The 14,669-nt window shown below is 72.2% G+C and carries 18 protein-coding genes; 1 reads left to right on the top strand and 17 read right to left on the bottom strand.

Features of this window, described 5'->3' with window-relative positions; all coding sequences use genetic code 11:
• Nucleotides 1-63: 63 nt before the first annotated feature.
• Nucleotides 64-960 carry a 30S ribosomal protein S2 gene (rpsB, locus tag IQ279_RS15130; RefSeq protein WP_206349038.1) on the bottom strand — a complete coding sequence of 299 codons (897 nt, stop codon included), beginning with the start codon at nucleotides 958-960 and terminating at the stop codon, nucleotides 64-66.
• A 351-nt stretch (nucleotides 961-1,311) separates the two neighbouring features.
• Between rpsB and IQ279_RS28810 the strand changes: the two genes are divergently transcribed.
• Complete coding sequence (locus IQ279_RS28810; protein ID WP_206349037.1) at nucleotides 1,312-2,148, top strand: murein hydrolase activator EnvC family protein; 837 nt, start codon at nucleotides 1,312-1,314, stop codon at nucleotides 2,146-2,148.
• Here IQ279_RS28810 and IQ279_RS15120 read toward each other — a convergent pair.
• The 16 genes from IQ279_RS15120 to IQ279_RS15045 all read right to left on the bottom strand — a co-directional run bounded on the left by IQ279_RS15120 (nucleotide 2,102) and on the right by IQ279_RS15045 (nucleotide 14,543).
• A complete protein-coding gene (locus IQ279_RS15120) occupies nucleotides 2,102-2,659 on the bottom strand; it encodes a TetR/AcrR family transcriptional regulator (RefSeq protein WP_206349119.1) in 558 nt (185 codons plus the stop codon). The two genes, IQ279_RS28810 and IQ279_RS15120, sit on opposite strands and share 47 nt — an antisense overlap.
• A 54-nt stretch (nucleotides 2,660-2,713) precedes the next feature.
• Nucleotides 2,714-3,556 (bottom strand): RNA polymerase sigma factor WhiG, encoded by an 843-nt coding sequence (gene whiG, locus IQ279_RS15115; RefSeq protein ID WP_206349036.1) that lies wholly within the window; start codon nucleotides 3,554-3,556, stop codon nucleotides 2,714-2,716.
• A gap of 269 nt (nucleotides 3,557-3,825) precedes the next feature.
• Nucleotides 3,826-4,956: a DNA-processing protein DprA gene (dprA, locus tag IQ279_RS15110; RefSeq protein ID WP_307792362.1), complete on the bottom strand. Its 1,131-nt coding sequence runs from the start codon at nucleotides 4,954-4,956 to the stop codon at nucleotides 3,826-3,828.
• Entirely contained in the window at nucleotides 4,953-6,563 is a 1,611-nt protein-coding gene (locus IQ279_RS15105) for a YifB family Mg chelatase-like AAA ATPase (protein WP_206349035.1), read from the bottom strand. Before IQ279_RS15105 ends, dprA begins: the two co-directional genes overlap by 4 nt.
• Before the next feature lies 1 nt (nucleotide 6,564).
• Nucleotides 6,565-6,939, bottom strand: coding sequence for a YraN family protein (locus IQ279_RS15100; protein WP_206349034.1), 375 nt, complete (start codon nucleotides 6,937-6,939; stop codon nucleotides 6,565-6,567).
• A 184-nt stretch (nucleotides 6,940-7,123) separates the two neighbouring features.
• Complete coding sequence (locus IQ279_RS15095; protein ID WP_093662147.1) at nucleotides 7,124-7,447, bottom strand: DUF2469 domain-containing protein; 324 nt, start codon at nucleotides 7,445-7,447, stop codon at nucleotides 7,124-7,126.
• A gap of 13 nt (nucleotides 7,448-7,460) precedes the next feature.
• Complete coding sequence (gene lepB / locus IQ279_RS15090; RefSeq protein WP_307792361.1) at nucleotides 7,461-8,210, bottom strand: signal peptidase I; 750 nt, start codon at nucleotides 8,208-8,210, stop codon at nucleotides 7,461-7,463.
• Nucleotides 8,211-8,318: 108 nt separating this feature from the next.
• Entirely contained in the window at nucleotides 8,319-9,221 is a 903-nt protein-coding gene (lepB, locus tag IQ279_RS15085; protein ID WP_206349116.1) for a signal peptidase I, read from the bottom strand.
• A complete protein-coding gene (lepB, locus tag IQ279_RS15080; RefSeq protein ID WP_206349033.1) occupies nucleotides 9,148-10,218 on the bottom strand; it encodes a signal peptidase I in 1,071 nt (356 codons plus the stop codon). Before lepB (IQ279_RS15080) ends, lepB (IQ279_RS15085) begins: the two co-directional genes overlap by 74 nt.
• Nucleotides 10,211-10,852: a signal peptidase I gene (lepB, locus tag IQ279_RS15075; RefSeq protein ID WP_206349032.1), complete on the bottom strand. Its 642-nt coding sequence runs from the start codon at nucleotides 10,850-10,852 to the stop codon at nucleotides 10,211-10,213. The genes lepB (IQ279_RS15080) and lepB (IQ279_RS15075) overlap by 8 nt, the downstream gene beginning before the upstream one ends.
• 125 nt (nucleotides 10,853-10,977) lie before the next feature.
• Nucleotides 10,978-11,325 carry a 50S ribosomal protein L19 gene (gene rplS, locus IQ279_RS15070; protein ID WP_093850660.1) on the bottom strand — a complete coding sequence of 116 codons (348 nt, stop codon included), beginning with the start codon at nucleotides 11,323-11,325 and terminating at the stop codon, nucleotides 10,978-10,980.
• A gap of 129 nt (nucleotides 11,326-11,454) precedes the next feature.
• Nucleotides 11,455-12,276 carry a tRNA (guanosine(37)-N1)-methyltransferase TrmD gene (trmD, locus tag IQ279_RS15065; RefSeq protein ID WP_206349031.1) on the bottom strand — a complete coding sequence of 274 codons (822 nt, stop codon included), beginning with the start codon at nucleotides 12,274-12,276 and terminating at the stop codon, nucleotides 11,455-11,457.
• Nucleotides 12,276-12,875, bottom strand: a complete 600-nt coding sequence (rimM, locus tag IQ279_RS15060; RefSeq protein WP_206349030.1) for a ribosome maturation factor RimM — start codon at nucleotides 12,873-12,875, stop codon at nucleotides 12,276-12,278. Before rimM ends, trmD begins: the two co-directional genes overlap by 1 nt.
• A gap of 115 nt (nucleotides 12,876-12,990) precedes the next feature.
• Nucleotides 12,991-13,230: an RNA-binding protein gene (locus IQ279_RS15055; protein WP_093850657.1), complete on the bottom strand. Its 240-nt coding sequence runs from the start codon at nucleotides 13,228-13,230 to the stop codon at nucleotides 12,991-12,993.
• A gap of 2 nt (nucleotides 13,231-13,232) precedes the next feature.
• Complete coding sequence (gene rpsP, locus IQ279_RS15050; RefSeq protein WP_206349029.1) at nucleotides 13,233-13,667, bottom strand: 30S ribosomal protein S16; 435 nt, start codon at nucleotides 13,665-13,667, stop codon at nucleotides 13,233-13,235.
• Nucleotides 13,668-13,892: 225 nt separating this feature from the next.
• Nucleotides 13,893-14,543 carry a hypothetical protein gene (locus tag IQ279_RS15045; protein ID WP_206349028.1) on the bottom strand — a complete coding sequence of 217 codons (651 nt, stop codon included), beginning with the start codon at nucleotides 14,541-14,543 and terminating at the stop codon, nucleotides 13,893-13,895.
• Nucleotides 14,544-14,669 lie beyond the last annotated feature (126 nt).

The raw sequence follows: 14,669 nt of genomic DNA, 5'->3' as shown, positions 1-14,669 counted from the left end.
CGGGCATGCGGCCGGGGGCGGCGCTCATGGCACTGCCCCCGGCCGTACCACCTGCGGCGTCGGTCAGGCCTGCTCGGCCGGCTTCTCGCCCTCGGCGGGGGCGGTCTGCTCCTCGGCGGCCGGGGCCTCGGCGGCGGCCGGAGCCTCGGCGGCGGCCTCGCCCTCCTTGGACTCGGCGGCCTTCTGGGCGTCGCCCTCGAGCAGCTCGCGCTCCCACTCGGCGAGCGGCTCGCCCGCGGTCTTCTCGCCCTTGCCCTCGCCGGCGGCGCCGGAGCGGGCGATGAGGCCCTCGGCGACGGCGTCGGCGATCACACGGGTGAGCAGGGTGACGGAGCGGATCGCGTCGTCGTTGCCCGGGATCTTGTAGTCGACCTCGTCCGGGTCGCAGTTGGTGTCGAGGATCGCGACGACCGGGATGTTGAGCTTGCGCGCCTCACCGACGGCGATGTGCTCCTTCTTGGTGTCCACGATCCAGACGGCGCTGGGCACCTTCTGCATGTCGCGGATACCGCCCAGGGTCTTCTCCAGCTTGGCCTTCTCGCGGGAGAGGACCAGGAGCTCCTTCTTGGTGAGGCCGGAGGCGGCCACGTCCTCGAAGTCGATCTGCTCGAGCTCCTTCAGGCGCTGCAGGCGCTTGTGGACGGTCGAGAAGTTGGTCAGCATGCCGCCGAGCCAGCGCTGGTTGACGTAGGGCATGCCCACGCGCGTGGCCTGCTCGGCGATGGCCTCCTGGGCCTGCTTCTTGGTGCCGACGAACATGATGGAGCCGCCGTGGGCGACGGTCTCCTTGACGAACTCGTAGGCGCGGTCGATGTACGACAGCGACTGGAGCAGGTCGATGATGTAGATGCCGTTGCGCTCGGTGAAGATGAAGCGCTTCATCTTCGGGTTCCAGCGGCGGGTCTGGTGCCCGAAGTGGACGCCGCTCTCCAGCAGCTCCCGCATCGTGACGACGGCCATGGCCGTATCTCCTTGGATCACTCGGTTGTACACGGCGGCCGGACGGCCGCCGCTCCTGACGCCCCGATGCGCTTGCCTGCGAAGTCGACGGCCCGGGGCCGTCTTCGAGGACCGAGATGCGCTGCCGCCTGCGGAGGCCGGCGGGGCGTGCGAAGTCGATCCGGTGACCCGGATCGCACCAGAAGTGTACGGGACCGGGGAAGCGGCGGGCGACACACATGGGAACGGGTGCCGCCGCGGCGGGAGCTGCCGTCCCCGGACCGGGTGACGTGGTTGTCCACAACCGACCGGTGTTCCACAGCCCTCGCCCGGGACCGCCTCCGTCCCGTGCTTCCGCGCCACGCTGTGCTCATGGGACGCCGACTCCGCGCCGCGCTGCCGCGCCGCACACCACTGCGCCTGCCCCTTTTCCTGCCTCTCTGCCTGCTGCTGCCGCTCCTCATCGCGGGGGCGGACACGGCCCGTGCCGTCCCAGGGGACGACCCGTCCGGTTCCGGCCGGGTCAGGCCGGTGCCGGGGGATGTCGGACGCGGCTGGGAGCCCCCGCCCGAACGGTGGTCGGCCGGACACCGCGGTGTGGACCTGGCGGCCCGCCCCGGGGAGCCGGTGCGCGCGGTGGCCGCGGGCCGGGTCTCGTTCGCGGGAAAGGTCGCCGGACGCGGAGTGGTCTCGGTCGAACTCGCGGGCACGGGTTCCCCTCCGCTGCGTACCACGTACGAGCCGGTCGGTGCGCGGGTACGCGAGGGCGACCGGGTCGCGGCGGGGGACGTGGTGGGCGTGCTGGAGGCGGACGGCTTCCACTGCCCGGTGGGGTGCCTGCACTGGGGGCTGCGCCGCGGTGATGTCTACCTGGACCCGCTCTCCCTGCTCGACCGCGGCCCTTCCCGGCTCCTTCCGGTGCTGGGGGTTCCGCTTCCGGAGGAAGGGGAAACGGAGAGCAAACGGGGCGACGTGATGCGGACGGCGGCCGCCCAGGGATCCCTGTCCGCCGGTTCGCCCGGGGCGGGGACGGCACTGGTTTTGGCGGTGGCCGCGTTCTGGGCCCGGCGTCGCCACATCCGGTTTCGCGCGGAAGCCCTCTCGGGCGGAACGCGGCATCCGGCAACCGGACAGGCCGGGCGGGCCGGGCGGAGGGAGGGGCTCAGCCCGCGACTCCATGGAGCGCCATCGACACGGCGGCCTGCGTGATCCGGTCCGGGTCCTCGGCGGCACCCAGTTCGATACGGCGGACCGCGGCGTCCACGACGCCCTGCAGCAGGGTGGCCGTCAGTCGCGGCTCGCCGTGGCCGAGGGCCGTGAGAGCGTCCACCACCATGATGATCAGTCCGCCGTGGGCCGCGCGGATCTTCTCCCGGGCGCCGGGGTCCAGTTCGCCGGCCGAGATGGCCACGACGGCCCGGTGGCGCCGGTCGCCGGCCAGTGCGAGCTGCCGCCGCACATAGGCCTCCACCTTCGCCTGGGGGGTGTCGGCCCGCTCCATGGCGTCCTCCACCTCCGCTGCCCAGACGGGGAAGTCGACGGCGCACAACTCCTCGACGACAGCGGCACGGGAACGGAAGTACTCGTAGACGGAGGAGCGCGCCAGTCCCGTGCGGGCCGCCAGCGCGGGGAAGGTCAGCGCCTCCGTGCCGCCCTCGGACAGCAGGGATCGTGCTGCCTCCAGCAGGGCGTCGCGCTGCATCGTCCGGTGCTCGGCCACGGAGGCCGCTCGAATCCTGGGCACGGGTCCCACTGTAGGGAGGGCGGTGCCGGTTCAGCGACCCACATCGGCAAGCTTGGCACGAAGCTGCAGTACGGACTTGGTGTGGATCTGACTGACCCGGCTCTCCGTGACCCCGAGCACCTGTCCGATCTCGGCGAGGGTGAGCCCTTCGTAGTAGTAGAGGGTCACCACGGTCTTCTCGCGTTCTGGCAGGGTGTTGACCGCCCGGGCCAGCAACTGCCGCAGCTCGCGGTCCTCGGCGATCTCGACGGGGTTGTCGGCGGCCGTGTCCTCCAGGGTGTCCATGAGGCTCAGCCGGTCGCCGCCCTCCGCGCCGCTGTGGAGCACCTCTTCCAGGGCGACCACGTTGGCCAGCGGCAGCCGGCTGAAGATCCCGTGGAGTTCCTCCAGCGGGATCCCCATCTCGTCCGCGATCTCGGCCTCGGACGGCGTGCGCCGCAGCGTCGCCTCCAGCGTGGCATGGGCGCGCTCGAAGGCGCGGGCCTTCTGCCGCACCGAGCGGGGGATCCAGTCAAGCGCCCGCAGTTCGTCGATCATGGCTCCGCGGATGCGGGTGATGGCGTAGGTCTCGAACTTGACCGAGCGGCTCGGGTCGAACTTCTCGATGGCGTCGATCAGTCCGAAGACCCCGGAGGAGACGAAGTCGGCCTGCTCCACGTTGGCGGGCAGGCCGACACTGACGCGCCCGGCCACGTACTTGACCAGGGGCGAGTAGTGGAGGATCAGCTGTTCCCGCAGCCGCTCGTCGCCCGTGCACTTGTACGACCGCCACAGTTCGTCGAGCGATCTGGGCGGGGCAGGGCGTGCAGCGCCGTCGGCTGCAGTCGGTTCTGCCGTGGCCGTGCGGTCGGGCCCGGGGATGTGATGGGGCATGCGTCGTCTTGAGCCGTTCTGCCGTGATCTGTGCGCTGACGCCGGTGGGGGGCGTACGAAGGGGCCGGGAACCTTGGGAGCGTAGCGTGGCCGCGGCGTCGCTCAGTGCGAGTGGCGGTGGGCAGGGCATGCGCAGATACGTTCCGCTGCCCGCACCCCGGGGTTACCCCGGTGGCCGGAACGGCGCGGCCGGGCCATGCGGAATAAAACGTTCAGCGATCATGTCTCTCACCCTTTCACTCGATCGTCCCAGGTCAAGGACCGCCTCGTCACCTGTTGGTGTGTTGGTTGGCCGATCTGGCCAACTGCCAGTAGTCACCGATGCGTTCGAGGAACCCGAGCGACCGCAGTTCCTGGAGGCGGACGAGCGCGCGGTCCTCCACGAGAGCGGCGGCACGCGCCACCGCCTCGACGCCGAGCGCACCCCGGGCGGGCAGCGCCTCCAGAACGCGCGCCGCCTCCGGGGACAGCAGGTCGCGCGGCACCGTGGGTCCGCGCCGCTCGGGGGCCAGCTCGCCGATCGCGCCGACCAGCTCGACGATCTCGGCGGCGTCGGTGACGACGATGCCCTCACCCCGCAGGAGCTGGTGGACGCCCGCCGACAGCCCGCTGGTCACCGGGCCGGGCACGCCCATGGTGAGCCTGCCCAGTCCGAGGGCCCGCCGCGCGGTGACCAGCGAGCCGCTGCGCAGTTCGGCCTCCACCACCACGGTGCCGCGGGTGAGGGCCGCGATCACGCGGTTGCGCAGGACGAAACGGCTGCGGGTGGGGTGGTCGCCGGGCGGCAGTTCGGCGACCAGCAGTCCCTGTTCCCCGATGCGCCGGATCAGCTCGCCGTTGCCCGGCGGGTAGGCCACGTCGACTCCGCAGGCCAGGACGGCGACGGTCGCTCCTTCCACCGCCAGAGCCCCGCTGTGCGCGGCGCCGTCCACCCCGTACGCCGCGCCGGAGACCACCGTCCAGCCGCGGGAGGCCAGGCTGGAGCCGAGTGTCGCGGCCATGTGGGCGCCGTAGTCCGTGCACGCCCGGGAACCGACGACGGCGACCGAACGCAGCGCCCACATCCGCAGCGAGGCCCTGCCGCGCACCCACACGCCCACGGGACGCCCGTCGCCCAGGTCGTCCAGCTGGCTCGGCCATTCGATGTCACCGGGGCATACGAAACGCCCGCCCAGTGTGCCGATCGCGGCGAGGTCGGCCTCGGGGTCGAGCCCTCGCGCACGCTGCCGCAGCCCGGCCCAGCGGGTCCGGGACGCGCCGGGCAGCGGAGAGTCGGATCCGAACGCCTTGAGTGTCTCCACCGCCCCGTACCGGTCGAGCCACCGGTTCATCGCCTCGTCCCCGGGCTCCCCGATCCTGGTGAGCGCCGCCCGGGCCACGCGCTCCTCGCGGCCGGTCACGCCCGGCCTCCGGCGAGTGCCGTGCCGCGCCGTACACCGGTGCGCAGTTCCAGCGCACCGTCCACGTCCTCGGCGATGGGCCGGTCGCGACCGGACAGGTCGGCCAGAGTCCAGGCGACCCGCAGGACACGGTCCAGGCCTCGTGCGGTGAGCAGGCCGCGTTCCATGTCCTCCTCGGCCCGGCCGAGCGCTCCCGGGCTCCCGGGCCATCTGGTCCGCAGTTCGTGGCCGGGGACCTCGCTGTTGGTGTGCCAGGGCGTGCCGTCGTAGCGGGCGGCGGCGCGCTCGCGTGCGGCGAGCACGCGTGCGGCCACGGTCTCGGTGGACTCCGGCCGGGTGCCGGGGGCCGTCAGCTCGGAGCGGGTGACGGGTTCGACGGTGACCCGGAGGTCGACACGGTCCAGCAGTGGCCCGGAGAGCCGTGCCCGGTAGCGTCTGACCGATGAGGGCCTGCACTCACAGCCGCCGCCCCGGGAGCCGTGCCTGCCGCAGGGGCACGGGTTGGCGGCGAGGGCGAGCAGGAAGCGGGCGGGCATGCGCATCATGCCCTGGGCCCGGGCCACGACGACCTGCCCCGACTCCAGCGGCTGGCGCAGTGCGTCGAGCACCCGCGCGCTGCACTCGGCCGCCTCGTCCAGAAAGAGCACACCGTGGTGGGCGAGGGAGACGGCCCCGGGCCTGGGCAGACCGCTGCCGCCGCCCACCAGGGAGGCGGTGGTGGCCGAGTGGTGCGGGGCGCAGTAGGGGGGTCGCTCGACCAGCGGCTGGCCTGGCGGCAGCGCCCCGGCGACGGAGTGGACGGCCGTGACCTCCAGTGCCTCCTTCGGGGTGAGCGGCGGCAGCAGTCCGGGAAGCCGTTCGGCGAGCATGGTCTTGCCCGCGCCCGGCGGCCCCTTGAAGAAGATGTGGTGGCGCCCCGCTGCGGCCACCTCCAGGGCCCTGCGGGCGGCTTTCTGGCCGGCGACCTCGGCGAGGTCCACACGTCGTTCGCCGCCCAGCCCCGCGATCCCACCGCCTGCGCCGGGCACGGTGAGACCGGCGAGCATGGTGGCCTCGGTGCCGTGCCCGTCCGGGCACTCCTCCTCGGGGACGGGCGCGTCGGTGAGGACGGCGACGAGCTGGCGCAGGGAGCGGACGCCGAGGACGGAGACGCCGGGGACCAGCGCGGCCTCGGACGCGGTCTGCTCGGCGACGACGACCTGGCGGTACCCGGCGTCCGCGGCGGCCAGGACCGCGGGCAGGACGCCGCGGACGGGCCGGACGCGCCCGTCCAGGCCCAGCTCGCCGATCATCACGAGTCCGGTGAGTTCGCGGGGGTCGATCCGCTCGGCGGCTCCGAGCACCGCACAGGCGACCGCGAGGTCGAATCCGCTGCCGCTCTTGGGAACCGAGGCGGGGCTGAGCCCGACGGTGAGTTTCTTCTGGGGCCAGTCGACACCGGAGTTGACGACCGCGGCCCTGACCCGGTCGCGGCTCTCCACCAGACTCTTGTCGGGCAGGCCGACGAGGGTGAAGGTGGCCAGCCCCGGTTCGAGGTCGGCCTGGACCTCTACGACCACGCCCTCGACACCCACGAGGGCGACCGAGCAGGTGCGGGCGAAGCCCATGTCAGGCCACCCCCCTGACGTGCTGCACCCGGGGGGCGCCGCGCTCGGGCAGGACGACGCCGACGAGGTCGATGCGCACCCCTCCGGTAGGCGGGCGGCCGTAGCGGGCGAGCCAGCGTTCGCTGAGCCACCGGGAGGCGAGTCTGCGCAGCCGCTCGGCCTTGCGCGGGGTCACGGCCGACATCGGGTGCCCGTACGGGCCGGCCCGGCGCGCCTTGACCTCGCAGACGACGAGCGCGTCGGCGTCCCGGGCGACGATGTCGATCTCGCCGTCGCGGCAGCGCCAGTTCCGTTCGAGGACGGCCATGCCCGCCTCGCGCAGCCGGCGGGCGGCCAGGTCCTCGCCGTAGCGCCCGAGTGCGTTCCTGCTGTTCATCGGTACCACCTCCGGCGCCGACTGTGGCGGCCGGGGAGGTGGTTTGGGTGATCATGGTCGGATCCGGTGGACTACCGGTCGGTTGTGGATATCTCGCTCACCCGTACGAGGCATTCCGCAAGCTCGGCGTTGACGGGAGCGGCTGGAGCGACCGGAGCGGAAAAAGCGGTGACCGGCTCCGGCCTCACCTCTTGAAGTCGGAGTCCTCGGGCAGGTCCAGGTCGCTCTTGTTGAGCTCCTCGATGTTCACATCCTTGAAGGTGAGTACCCTCACCTGTTTGACGAAACGGGCCGGCCGGTACATGTCCCACACCCAGGCGTCGGCCATCGAGACCTCGAAGAAGACCTCACCCTGAACCGAGTGCACCTGCATCTCGTAGTCGTTGGTGAGATAGAAACGGCGTTCGGTCTCGATCACGTACCTGAACAAGCCGACGACGTCCCGGTACTCCCGGTAGAGCTTCAGCTCCATCTCGGTCTCGTATTTCTCGAGGTCCTCGGCGCTCATGGCGTGTTCCCCTTCAGCCGTGCGTTCCCCCATTGTGCGTCAGTTCCGCGCGCTTGCCGCGGACCGAGCCGATCGCCCCGTAGCCGGCGCCGCCCAGGATCAGCAGGGCGCCGACCCCGATCGCGGTCAGGGCGGGGCCCAGCGGCCCCGGCCGGGAGGTCCCGCCGGGCAGGTCCGCGAAACCGGCCGGGCGGTCGACCATGTCGGCGTGGCCCAGCGGCCAGACGGTGGCGTCGACCCGGCCCGTCACCGCCTCCCGGAGCACGGAGCCGTTGTTGGCGTCCTCCAGGTGCGTGCGCGAGTCCAGTGACCCTCCCCGGTGGTCACCGAGGAGGAAGAGCTGCCCCTCGGGCACGGAGGCCTCGAAGGTGGAGAAGGAGGCCCGTTCCTCCTCCAGCCGGTACGGCTCGTCGACGGGATCGCCGTTGACGGTCAGCTTCCCCTGTTTGTCACAGCACTCCACGGTGTCGCCGCCGACGCCGACGACCCGCTTGATCATCGGCATGTCGCCCCACAGCGGATCGAGGAAGACGACGACGTCGCCGCGCCGGACCTCGTCCCCGTCGATGCGCTCGGCCAGCACCCGGTCCCCGGCCTCGACGGTGGGGGACATGGAGTCGGTGGGCACGGCGTAGGGCTGGTACAGCACCGCGGCCCAGACGAAGCCGCCCAGGAAGAGGACGCAGCCGATCGCCACGGCCGCCGACGACAGCACCTGTCCCGTACGGCCGCGGCCTTTCCCGGTACGTTCGGCTCTGCTCACTCGCGCTCCCGGAAAAGGTCTGGGTCCACCGGCGGTCTGCGCCGCACCCTACCCCCGGGTACGCTTCCGGGTCAGCCCTCGCCCCGTCCGTCCGTCACGCTCACGGCGTCAAACGCCGTCCCCGGACGCCGAGGCGGCCCCTTCCGCGCTCCCCTTCTCGGCCCTCGCCCTCAGGCGCCGCCGCCACATCACCAGCGGCACCGCGCCCGCCAGACCCAGTGCCGCGGGAGCCGCGGCCAGGCCCTGCTCGGCGAAGGTGTCGGGCACCGGGAGGGTGCCCCAGCGGTCGATCGGCCACGCCCTGACCACGGCCCGCCCCACGACCTCGTCCACGGGCACCGTCCCCTGTCCGGGGAGCTGCTGGTGGAAGCGGGAGTCCAGCGAGTTGGAGCGGTGGTCGCCCATCACCCAGATCCGGTCCTCGGGGACCTTGACCGGGCCGAAGCCCTCGCTGCCGCAGGGAGCGTCCCCGGGGTAGACGTAGGCCCCTTCCTCCAGAGCCTTGCCGTTGACCGTGACGGGGCCGTTCTTCTCGCACGCCACGGTGTCGCCGCCGACCGCGATGACCCGCTTGATCAGGTCCTGCTCCTCGGCGGAGGGCATCAGGCCGATGAAGCTCATGAAGTCCTGGAAGACGTTGGTGTCCTGCTGGACCGACGGATCGAGCCAGCCGCCCGGGTCGTGGAAGACGACGACCTCGCCGCGCTCGGGTTCGGCCCCGAACCAGGGGGTCAGCTTGTCCACCAGCACCCGGTCGCCCCGTTGGAGGGTGTTCTGCATCGAGTCGGAGGGGATGGAGAACGCCTGTAGCAGGAACGTCTTGATTCCCAGGGCCAGCAACAGCGCGATGCCGATGAGGATGGGCAGTTCCTTCAGGAAGGAGCGTTGCTTCTTTCCCGTCACTCTCTCTCCGCTGTCCGGGCCCGCGGCCGTTTCCTCACCGCGCCCCACGGGCTCGCCCTCGGCCCGCCGCTCGGGCCCGTCCGCGTCGGAGCGCGCTCCGACCGCCACGTCCCCCACATCCACTCCTCACACCGATACCGCTCTTACCGCGCTGCAGCCCGCGCCTCAGCCGGTGCAGACCCACGCCTGCCACTCCCATAACGAGCGGGAGTTCCGCAGGGCTCGGTACGTGCACCATGTCTTCGCCTCCTCCATTGTCGGCGCCCGCGGCCGCGGAGGCGGTCTCGCCGCGCGGATCCGGCACCGACGCGTAGGTCCCGGGCTCCTCAAGCCGTCGCCAGTGGGAGTAGGGCCAGGCGATCACCACGGCCTTGCCCACCACCAGGCTCTCGGGGATGGTCCCCTTGCCCGGGTCCTGCAGGTGGTAGCGGGAGTCGGCGGAGTTCGAGCGGTGATCACCCATCACGAAGATCCGGTTCTCGGGCACCTTCACCTCGAAGTCCATCTGCGAGGGAGCGTTGCCCGGGTGGAGGTACGGCTCGTTCAGCGGCGTGCCGTTGACCGTCACCCGGCCGTCCTCGTCGCAGCACACGACGGTGTCCCCGCCGACGCCGACGACCCGCTTGATCAGGTCCTGTTCCTCGGCGGAGGGCAGCAGGCCGATGAAGGTCAGGAACTGCCTGCCCTGCTTGACGCCCACGGGGTCGTCCCGCTCCGGCTCCTCCCCGGGGGGCAGCCAGCCCCCGGGGTCCTTGAAGACCACCACGTCGCCGCGTTCGGGGCGCGAGCCGAACCAGGGCGTCAGCTTGTCCACCAGCACCCGGTCGTCGATCCTGATCGTCTGCTCCATCGAGCCGGAGGGGATGACGAACGCCTGCACCAGGAACGTCTTGAGCACCAGCGCGATCAGCAGCGCGACGCCCACCAGGACGGGGATCTCCTTGGTCACCGACAGACGCCGGCGCCGCCTGATCCGCTTGGCGGCGCGCCGCCTGTCGGCCCGGCCCTCGCCGGGGCCGCGCAGCGTGGTCCTGAGCTCCGGCGGGGCGGCACCGCGGGCGGTGTCCGCCCGCCGGCCGCCGCGCGGCCGTCCGCGCCTACCCATCCCGGCCCCGCAGAGAGGTCCAGCGGCCGGCCGGCCAGACGATCCAGTCGGCCCGGCCGATCACCCTGTCCACCGGTACGGTGCCGCCGCCTGGGGACCCGAGGTGGTCCCGGGAGTCGCTCGACCGGGAGCGGTGGTCGCCCATCACCCACAGCCGCCGCTCGGGAACCGCGATGTCGAACGGGACGGCCGAGGGCCGGTCGCCGGGATGCAGATAGGTCTCGTCCACCGGTTCGCCGTTCACCTCGATCCTCCCCCGTTCGTCGCAGCACCTGACCCTGTCGCCGCCGACTCCGACGACCCGCTTGACGTAGTCGGTCCCCCTCGACGGCTCCCGGTCGAACGAACCGGTCCCGTCGAACACCACAACGTCTCCGCGCGCCGGAAGGTTGCCGAAACGGTACGCCAGCTTGTTCACCAGAACGCGGTCCCCCGCTTCGAGGGTGTTCCCCATCGAGCCGCTCGGGATGCGGAAGGGTTCCGCCACGGACGTGTGGACCAGCAGGAGCAGCACGGCGACCGCGGCCACCGCGGCCCCGGAACGCACGAAGCGCGACCGCCGCCTCCCGCCCCGTACGGGGCGGGAGGAGCGGTCGCGCTCCATGGGTCGCGTGTGCTGTTCGTCGGTGTTCATCGAGCCGAGAGCCTAACCCGGCGGCGCGGCGGACACCGGTGCGGACAGCGGCGCGGGGACCGTGCTCCACGGGCGGCGCCGGACGCCGGGGCGCCCGGCGCTCCACCGCGCGGACCGGCCGCGGATCAGCGCTCGCGCTTCTCCTTGATCTTGGCGGCCTTGCCGCGCAGCTCACGCAGGTAGTACAGCTTGGCGCGGCGGACGTCACCGCGGGTGACGACCTCGATCTTCTCGACGACCGGGGTGTGCACCGGGAAGGTGCGCTCCACGCCGACGCTGAAGCTGACCTTGCGGACGGTGAAGGTCTCGCGGACGCCGGAGCCCTGGCGGCGGATGACGACACCCTTGAACTGCTGCACACGGGAGCGGTTGCCCTCGATGACGCGCACGTGGACGTTGACGGTGTCGCCGGGGCGGAAAGTGGGGATGTCGCTGCGCAGCGAGGCGGAGTCGACGCTGTCGAGAAGGTGCATGACCGTCTGCTTTCCTCGCCGATGCCACAGGTCATCGGCGGAATCGTTCGTTGGGTTCGGTGAGCCGCCGTACCGGTCGGGCGTTGATCCCCCTGTGGCAGGGTCGCGCGCCGGACGCGAGGCAGCGGCCTATTCTTCCACGCCCCGGGCCGCGGGCCCAAATCGGCCGTCGGGGCGCTCGGTCCAGCCCAGCTCCGCCAGGAGCCCGCGGTCGTCGGCGTCCAGCACGGCGGGGTCGCACCTCTCGATCAGGTCCGGGCGGTGGCGCACCGTACGGCGGAACGCCTGGTCGCGGCGCCAGCGGGCGATCCTGCCGTGGTGGCCGCTGAGCAGCACCTCGGGAATGTCCCGGCCGCGCCACACAGGGGGCTTGGTGTAGACGGGGCCTTCCAGCAGGTCGGCCATGGCGCCGGGCGCGAAGGAGTCGTCGCGGTGGGACTCGGCGTTGCCCAGGACCCCGGGCAGCAGCCGGGCGACGGCCTCCACCATGACCAGCACGGGCGCCTCGCCACCGGCCAGCACGTAGTCGCCGATGGACAGCTCGCGCACCCGCAGGCGCTCGCCGTACTCCTCCACGACGCGGCGGTCGATGCCCTCGTAGCGGGCGGGGGTGAAGACCAGCCACGGCTCTGCGGCCAGTTCGACGGCCGTCTCCTGGGTGAACGGGCTGCCGCTGGGAGTGGGGACGACCAGGACCGGTCCCTCGCCCTGCCCGTCACCGCCCGAGGCGATGACCGAGTCCAGCGCCTCGCCCCACGGCTCGGGTTTCATCACCATGCCGGGGCCGCCGCCGTAGGGGGTGTCGTCGACGGTGCTGTGCCGGTCGTGGGTCCACTGCCGCAGGTCGTGGACGCGTACGTCGAGCAGGCCGCGGGCACGCGCCTTGCCCACCAGGGAGACGTTCAGCGGCTCCAGGTACTCGGGGAAGATCGTGACGACGTCGATCCGCATCAGGCGCCGTCCTCTCCGTCCCCGCCGTCCCGGGCACCGCCGCCGCCGTCCCCGGCACCGTCCCCGGTACGGGATCCGGCGACCTCGGCCCGGTCGTCGATGAGCCCCGGCGGCGGATCGATGACGGCCCGCTGGCCGTCCAGGTCGATCTCGGGGACGATCTCACCGACGAAGGGGACGAGCACCTCGCCGCCGTCGGGCCTGCGCACCACGAGCAGGTCCTGGTGGGGCAGGTGGGCGATCTCCTCGATCCGGCCGACGGGCGTTCCGTCGCGGGTGACGACGTCGAGGTCGACCAGCTGGTGGTCGTAGTACTCGTCGGGGTCCTCGGGGGTCTCCTCCGGGTCGACCTCGGCGATCAGCAGGGTGTTGCGCAGCGCCTCGGCGGCGGTGCGGTCCCTCACCCCCTCGAAGCGCAGCAGCAGTCGGCCGCTGTGGACGCGCCCGGACTCGATGGCCAGGGGGCCCGTGGAGGCGGGGTCGGTGGCCAGGACGGCGCCGGGAGCGAGGCGCGCCTCGGGTTCATCGGTGCGCACCTCCACCGTGACCTCGCCCTTGATCCCGTGGGCACGGCCGATGCGCGCGACTACCAACTGCACTGCTCGTCACTCCAGGTTCTCGCCGGTTCCCGTACGCCGGCGGTCACGGCACGGGCCGGGAGCGGCGGTGCCGCTCCCGGCCCGTGCCGGTGCTCTGCGTTGTCTGCCGCGGCCCTCAGCGGACCTGGTCCACGTCGACGAGGTCGACGCGGACGCCCCGCCCGCCGAGAGCGCCCACGACGGTGCGCAGCGCGCGTGCGGTGCGGCCGTTGCGGCCGATCACCTTGCCGAGGTCGTCGGGGTGGACCCGGACCTCCAGCACGCGCCCGCGACGCAGGTTGCGGGCGGCGACCTGCACCTCGTCGGGGTGGTCGACGATGCCCTTCACCAGATGGTCGAGGGCCTCTTCCAGCATGGTCACGCCTCGGTCGACTCGGCGGCGGCCTCGGCCTCGTCCGCCTTCTTGTCGGCCTTCTTCGCCTTCTGGGTGATGGCCTCACCCTTGGGCTCGTCCGCCGACTCCTTGGCGGCGGCCTCGAAGAGGACGCGCTTGTCGGCCTTGGGCTCGGCGACCTTCATCGGCTCCGGGGCCGGCAGACCCTTGAACTTCTGCCAGTCGCCGGTGACCTTCAGGATGGCCAGGACCGGCTCGGTCGGCTGCGCGCCGACGCCCAGCCAGTACTGGACACGCTCCGAGTCGACCTCGATGCGGGAGGGGTTCTGCACCGGGTGGTACAGACCGATCTCCTCGATGGCCCGGCCGTCGCGACGGGTACGGGAGTCGGCGACGATGACGCGGTAGTGAGGCGAACGGATCTTGCCCAGTCGCTTCAGCTTGATCTTGACTGCCACGGCTGTGGTGTCTCCTGGTCTTTGGCGTGGTTGGACACGGCGGGATGCCACGTGGGGTTGTGGTACCCGAGTGTCCGAGTGGACGCGTCAGCCGGAGGAGAGAGGGGTCCTGTGCGGCTGTCGAGTACAGCCGCCCATTGTGCCACACCTCTTGTACCGCACCCCGCGGGGGCAGCCGGTGCCCCGGCCTCCCCGGCCCCCGGCCCGGCCCGGATCCGCGGCGCCTCAGCCCACCCCGACCGCCTCCTTCTCCTTGTCCGGGATGCGGAACGGCTTCCCGCAGGCCCCGCACATGATCGGCGCCTGGGCCAGTACGGACGGTACGACCCGGACGTTGCGCCCGCAGTCGCACACGGCCTTGACCCGCACCCCGCCGCCCGACGAACCGTGCCGCGCGGCGGGGCCGCGGAAGGCGCGGGAGGTGTCGGTGGCGGTGGCGGCGCTGTGGGCGCGCAGGGCGCGCTGCAGCTTCTCGATGGTGGGCCGGTAGCGCCTTCTGGTCTCGGGCTTCATCACGACCAGCGAGAAGCCACTGCTCGGATGCGGTTCCTCGGAGTGCTCCAGGCCCATCTCCTCGGCGATCGCCAGGAAGCGGCGGTTGTGGTAGCGGCCGGCACGCGAGGTGTCCCGGACTCCGCGGGCGGCGGCGATCCCGTGGACGGCCTCGTGCAGCAGCCGTTCGAAGGAGAGCTCGGCGCCGCAGGCGGACGACGACTCCCCGATCAGCGATTCGGGCGCGGCCAGGTCGGGCAACTCCGGGTGGTGCCGTTGAATGTCGGCCCAGGCGAGTGCCAGCTCGGCGGCGAGTACAGGTGGTGTCGTGCTCACGTCGTGCACAACGAGCCAGAGTGTCCCGGTGTTCCGATTACGGGGCATCCCAAATAATTTGCACCTACCCGCCGGTTCGGGTTGATGCGCGCCGACGGGACGGGTATTGCCGGTCCGGGAGGAGCCGACCGGGCGGGGACCGGCCGGTCGGCGGGCGGAGCGCCCCGCCGGCTC

The sequence above is a fragment of the Streptomyces verrucosisporus genome (genome assembly GCF_017114865.1).
In the GTDB taxonomy this organism is placed as follows: Bacteria; Actinomycetota; Actinomycetes; order Streptomycetales; family Streptomycetaceae; genus Streptomyces; species Streptomyces fenghuangensis.
Note: the sequence above shows the minus strand (reverse complement) of the source record. Positions and strands in the feature narration are given on the sequence as shown.

Bases quoted from the DNA above. Each gene is read 5' to 3' on its own strand.
- trmD (WP_206349031.1), bottom strand. From the start codon at position 12,276: ATGCGGATCGACGTCGTCACGATCTTCCCCGAGTACCTGGAGCCGCTG.
- IQ279_RS15100 (WP_206349034.1), bottom strand. From the start codon at position 6,939: ATGAACAGCAGGAACGCACTCGGGCGCTACGGCGAGGACCTGGCCGCC.
- rplS (WP_093850660.1), bottom strand. From the start codon at position 11,325: ATGCACCTTCTCGACAGCGTCGACTCCGCCTCGCTGCGCAGCGACATC.
- rpsB (WP_206349038.1), bottom strand. From the start codon at position 960: ATGGCCGTCGTCACGATGCGGGAGCTGCTGGAGAGCGGCGTCCACTTC.
- IQ279_RS15105 (WP_206349035.1), bottom strand. From the start codon at position 6,563: ATGGGCTTCGCCCGCACCTGCTCGGTCGCCCTCGTGGGTGTCGAGGGC.
- lepB (WP_206349032.1), bottom strand. From the start codon at position 10,852: ATGAACACCGACGAACAGCACACGCGACCCATGGAGCGCGACCGCTCC.
- IQ279_RS15095 (WP_093662147.1), bottom strand. From the start codon at position 7,447: ATGAGCGCCGAGGACCTCGAGAAATACGAGACCGAGATGGAGCTGAAG.
- IQ279_RS28810 (WP_206349037.1), top strand. From the start codon at position 1,312: ATGGGACGCCGACTCCGCGCCGCGCTGCCGCGCCGCACACCACTGCGC.
- whiG (WP_206349036.1), bottom strand. From the start codon at position 3,556: ATGCCCCATCACATCCCCGGGCCCGACCGCACGGCCACGGCAGAACCG.
- IQ279_RS15055 (WP_093850657.1), bottom strand. From the start codon at position 13,230: ATGCTGGAAGAGGCCCTCGACCATCTGGTGAAGGGCATCGTCGACCAC.
- IQ279_RS15045 (WP_206349028.1), bottom strand. From the start codon at position 14,543: ATGCCCCGTAATCGGAACACCGGGACACTCTGGCTCGTTGTGCACGAC.
- lepB (WP_206349033.1), bottom strand. From the start codon at position 10,218: ATGGGTAGGCGCGGACGGCCGCGCGGCGGCCGGCGGGCGGACACCGCC.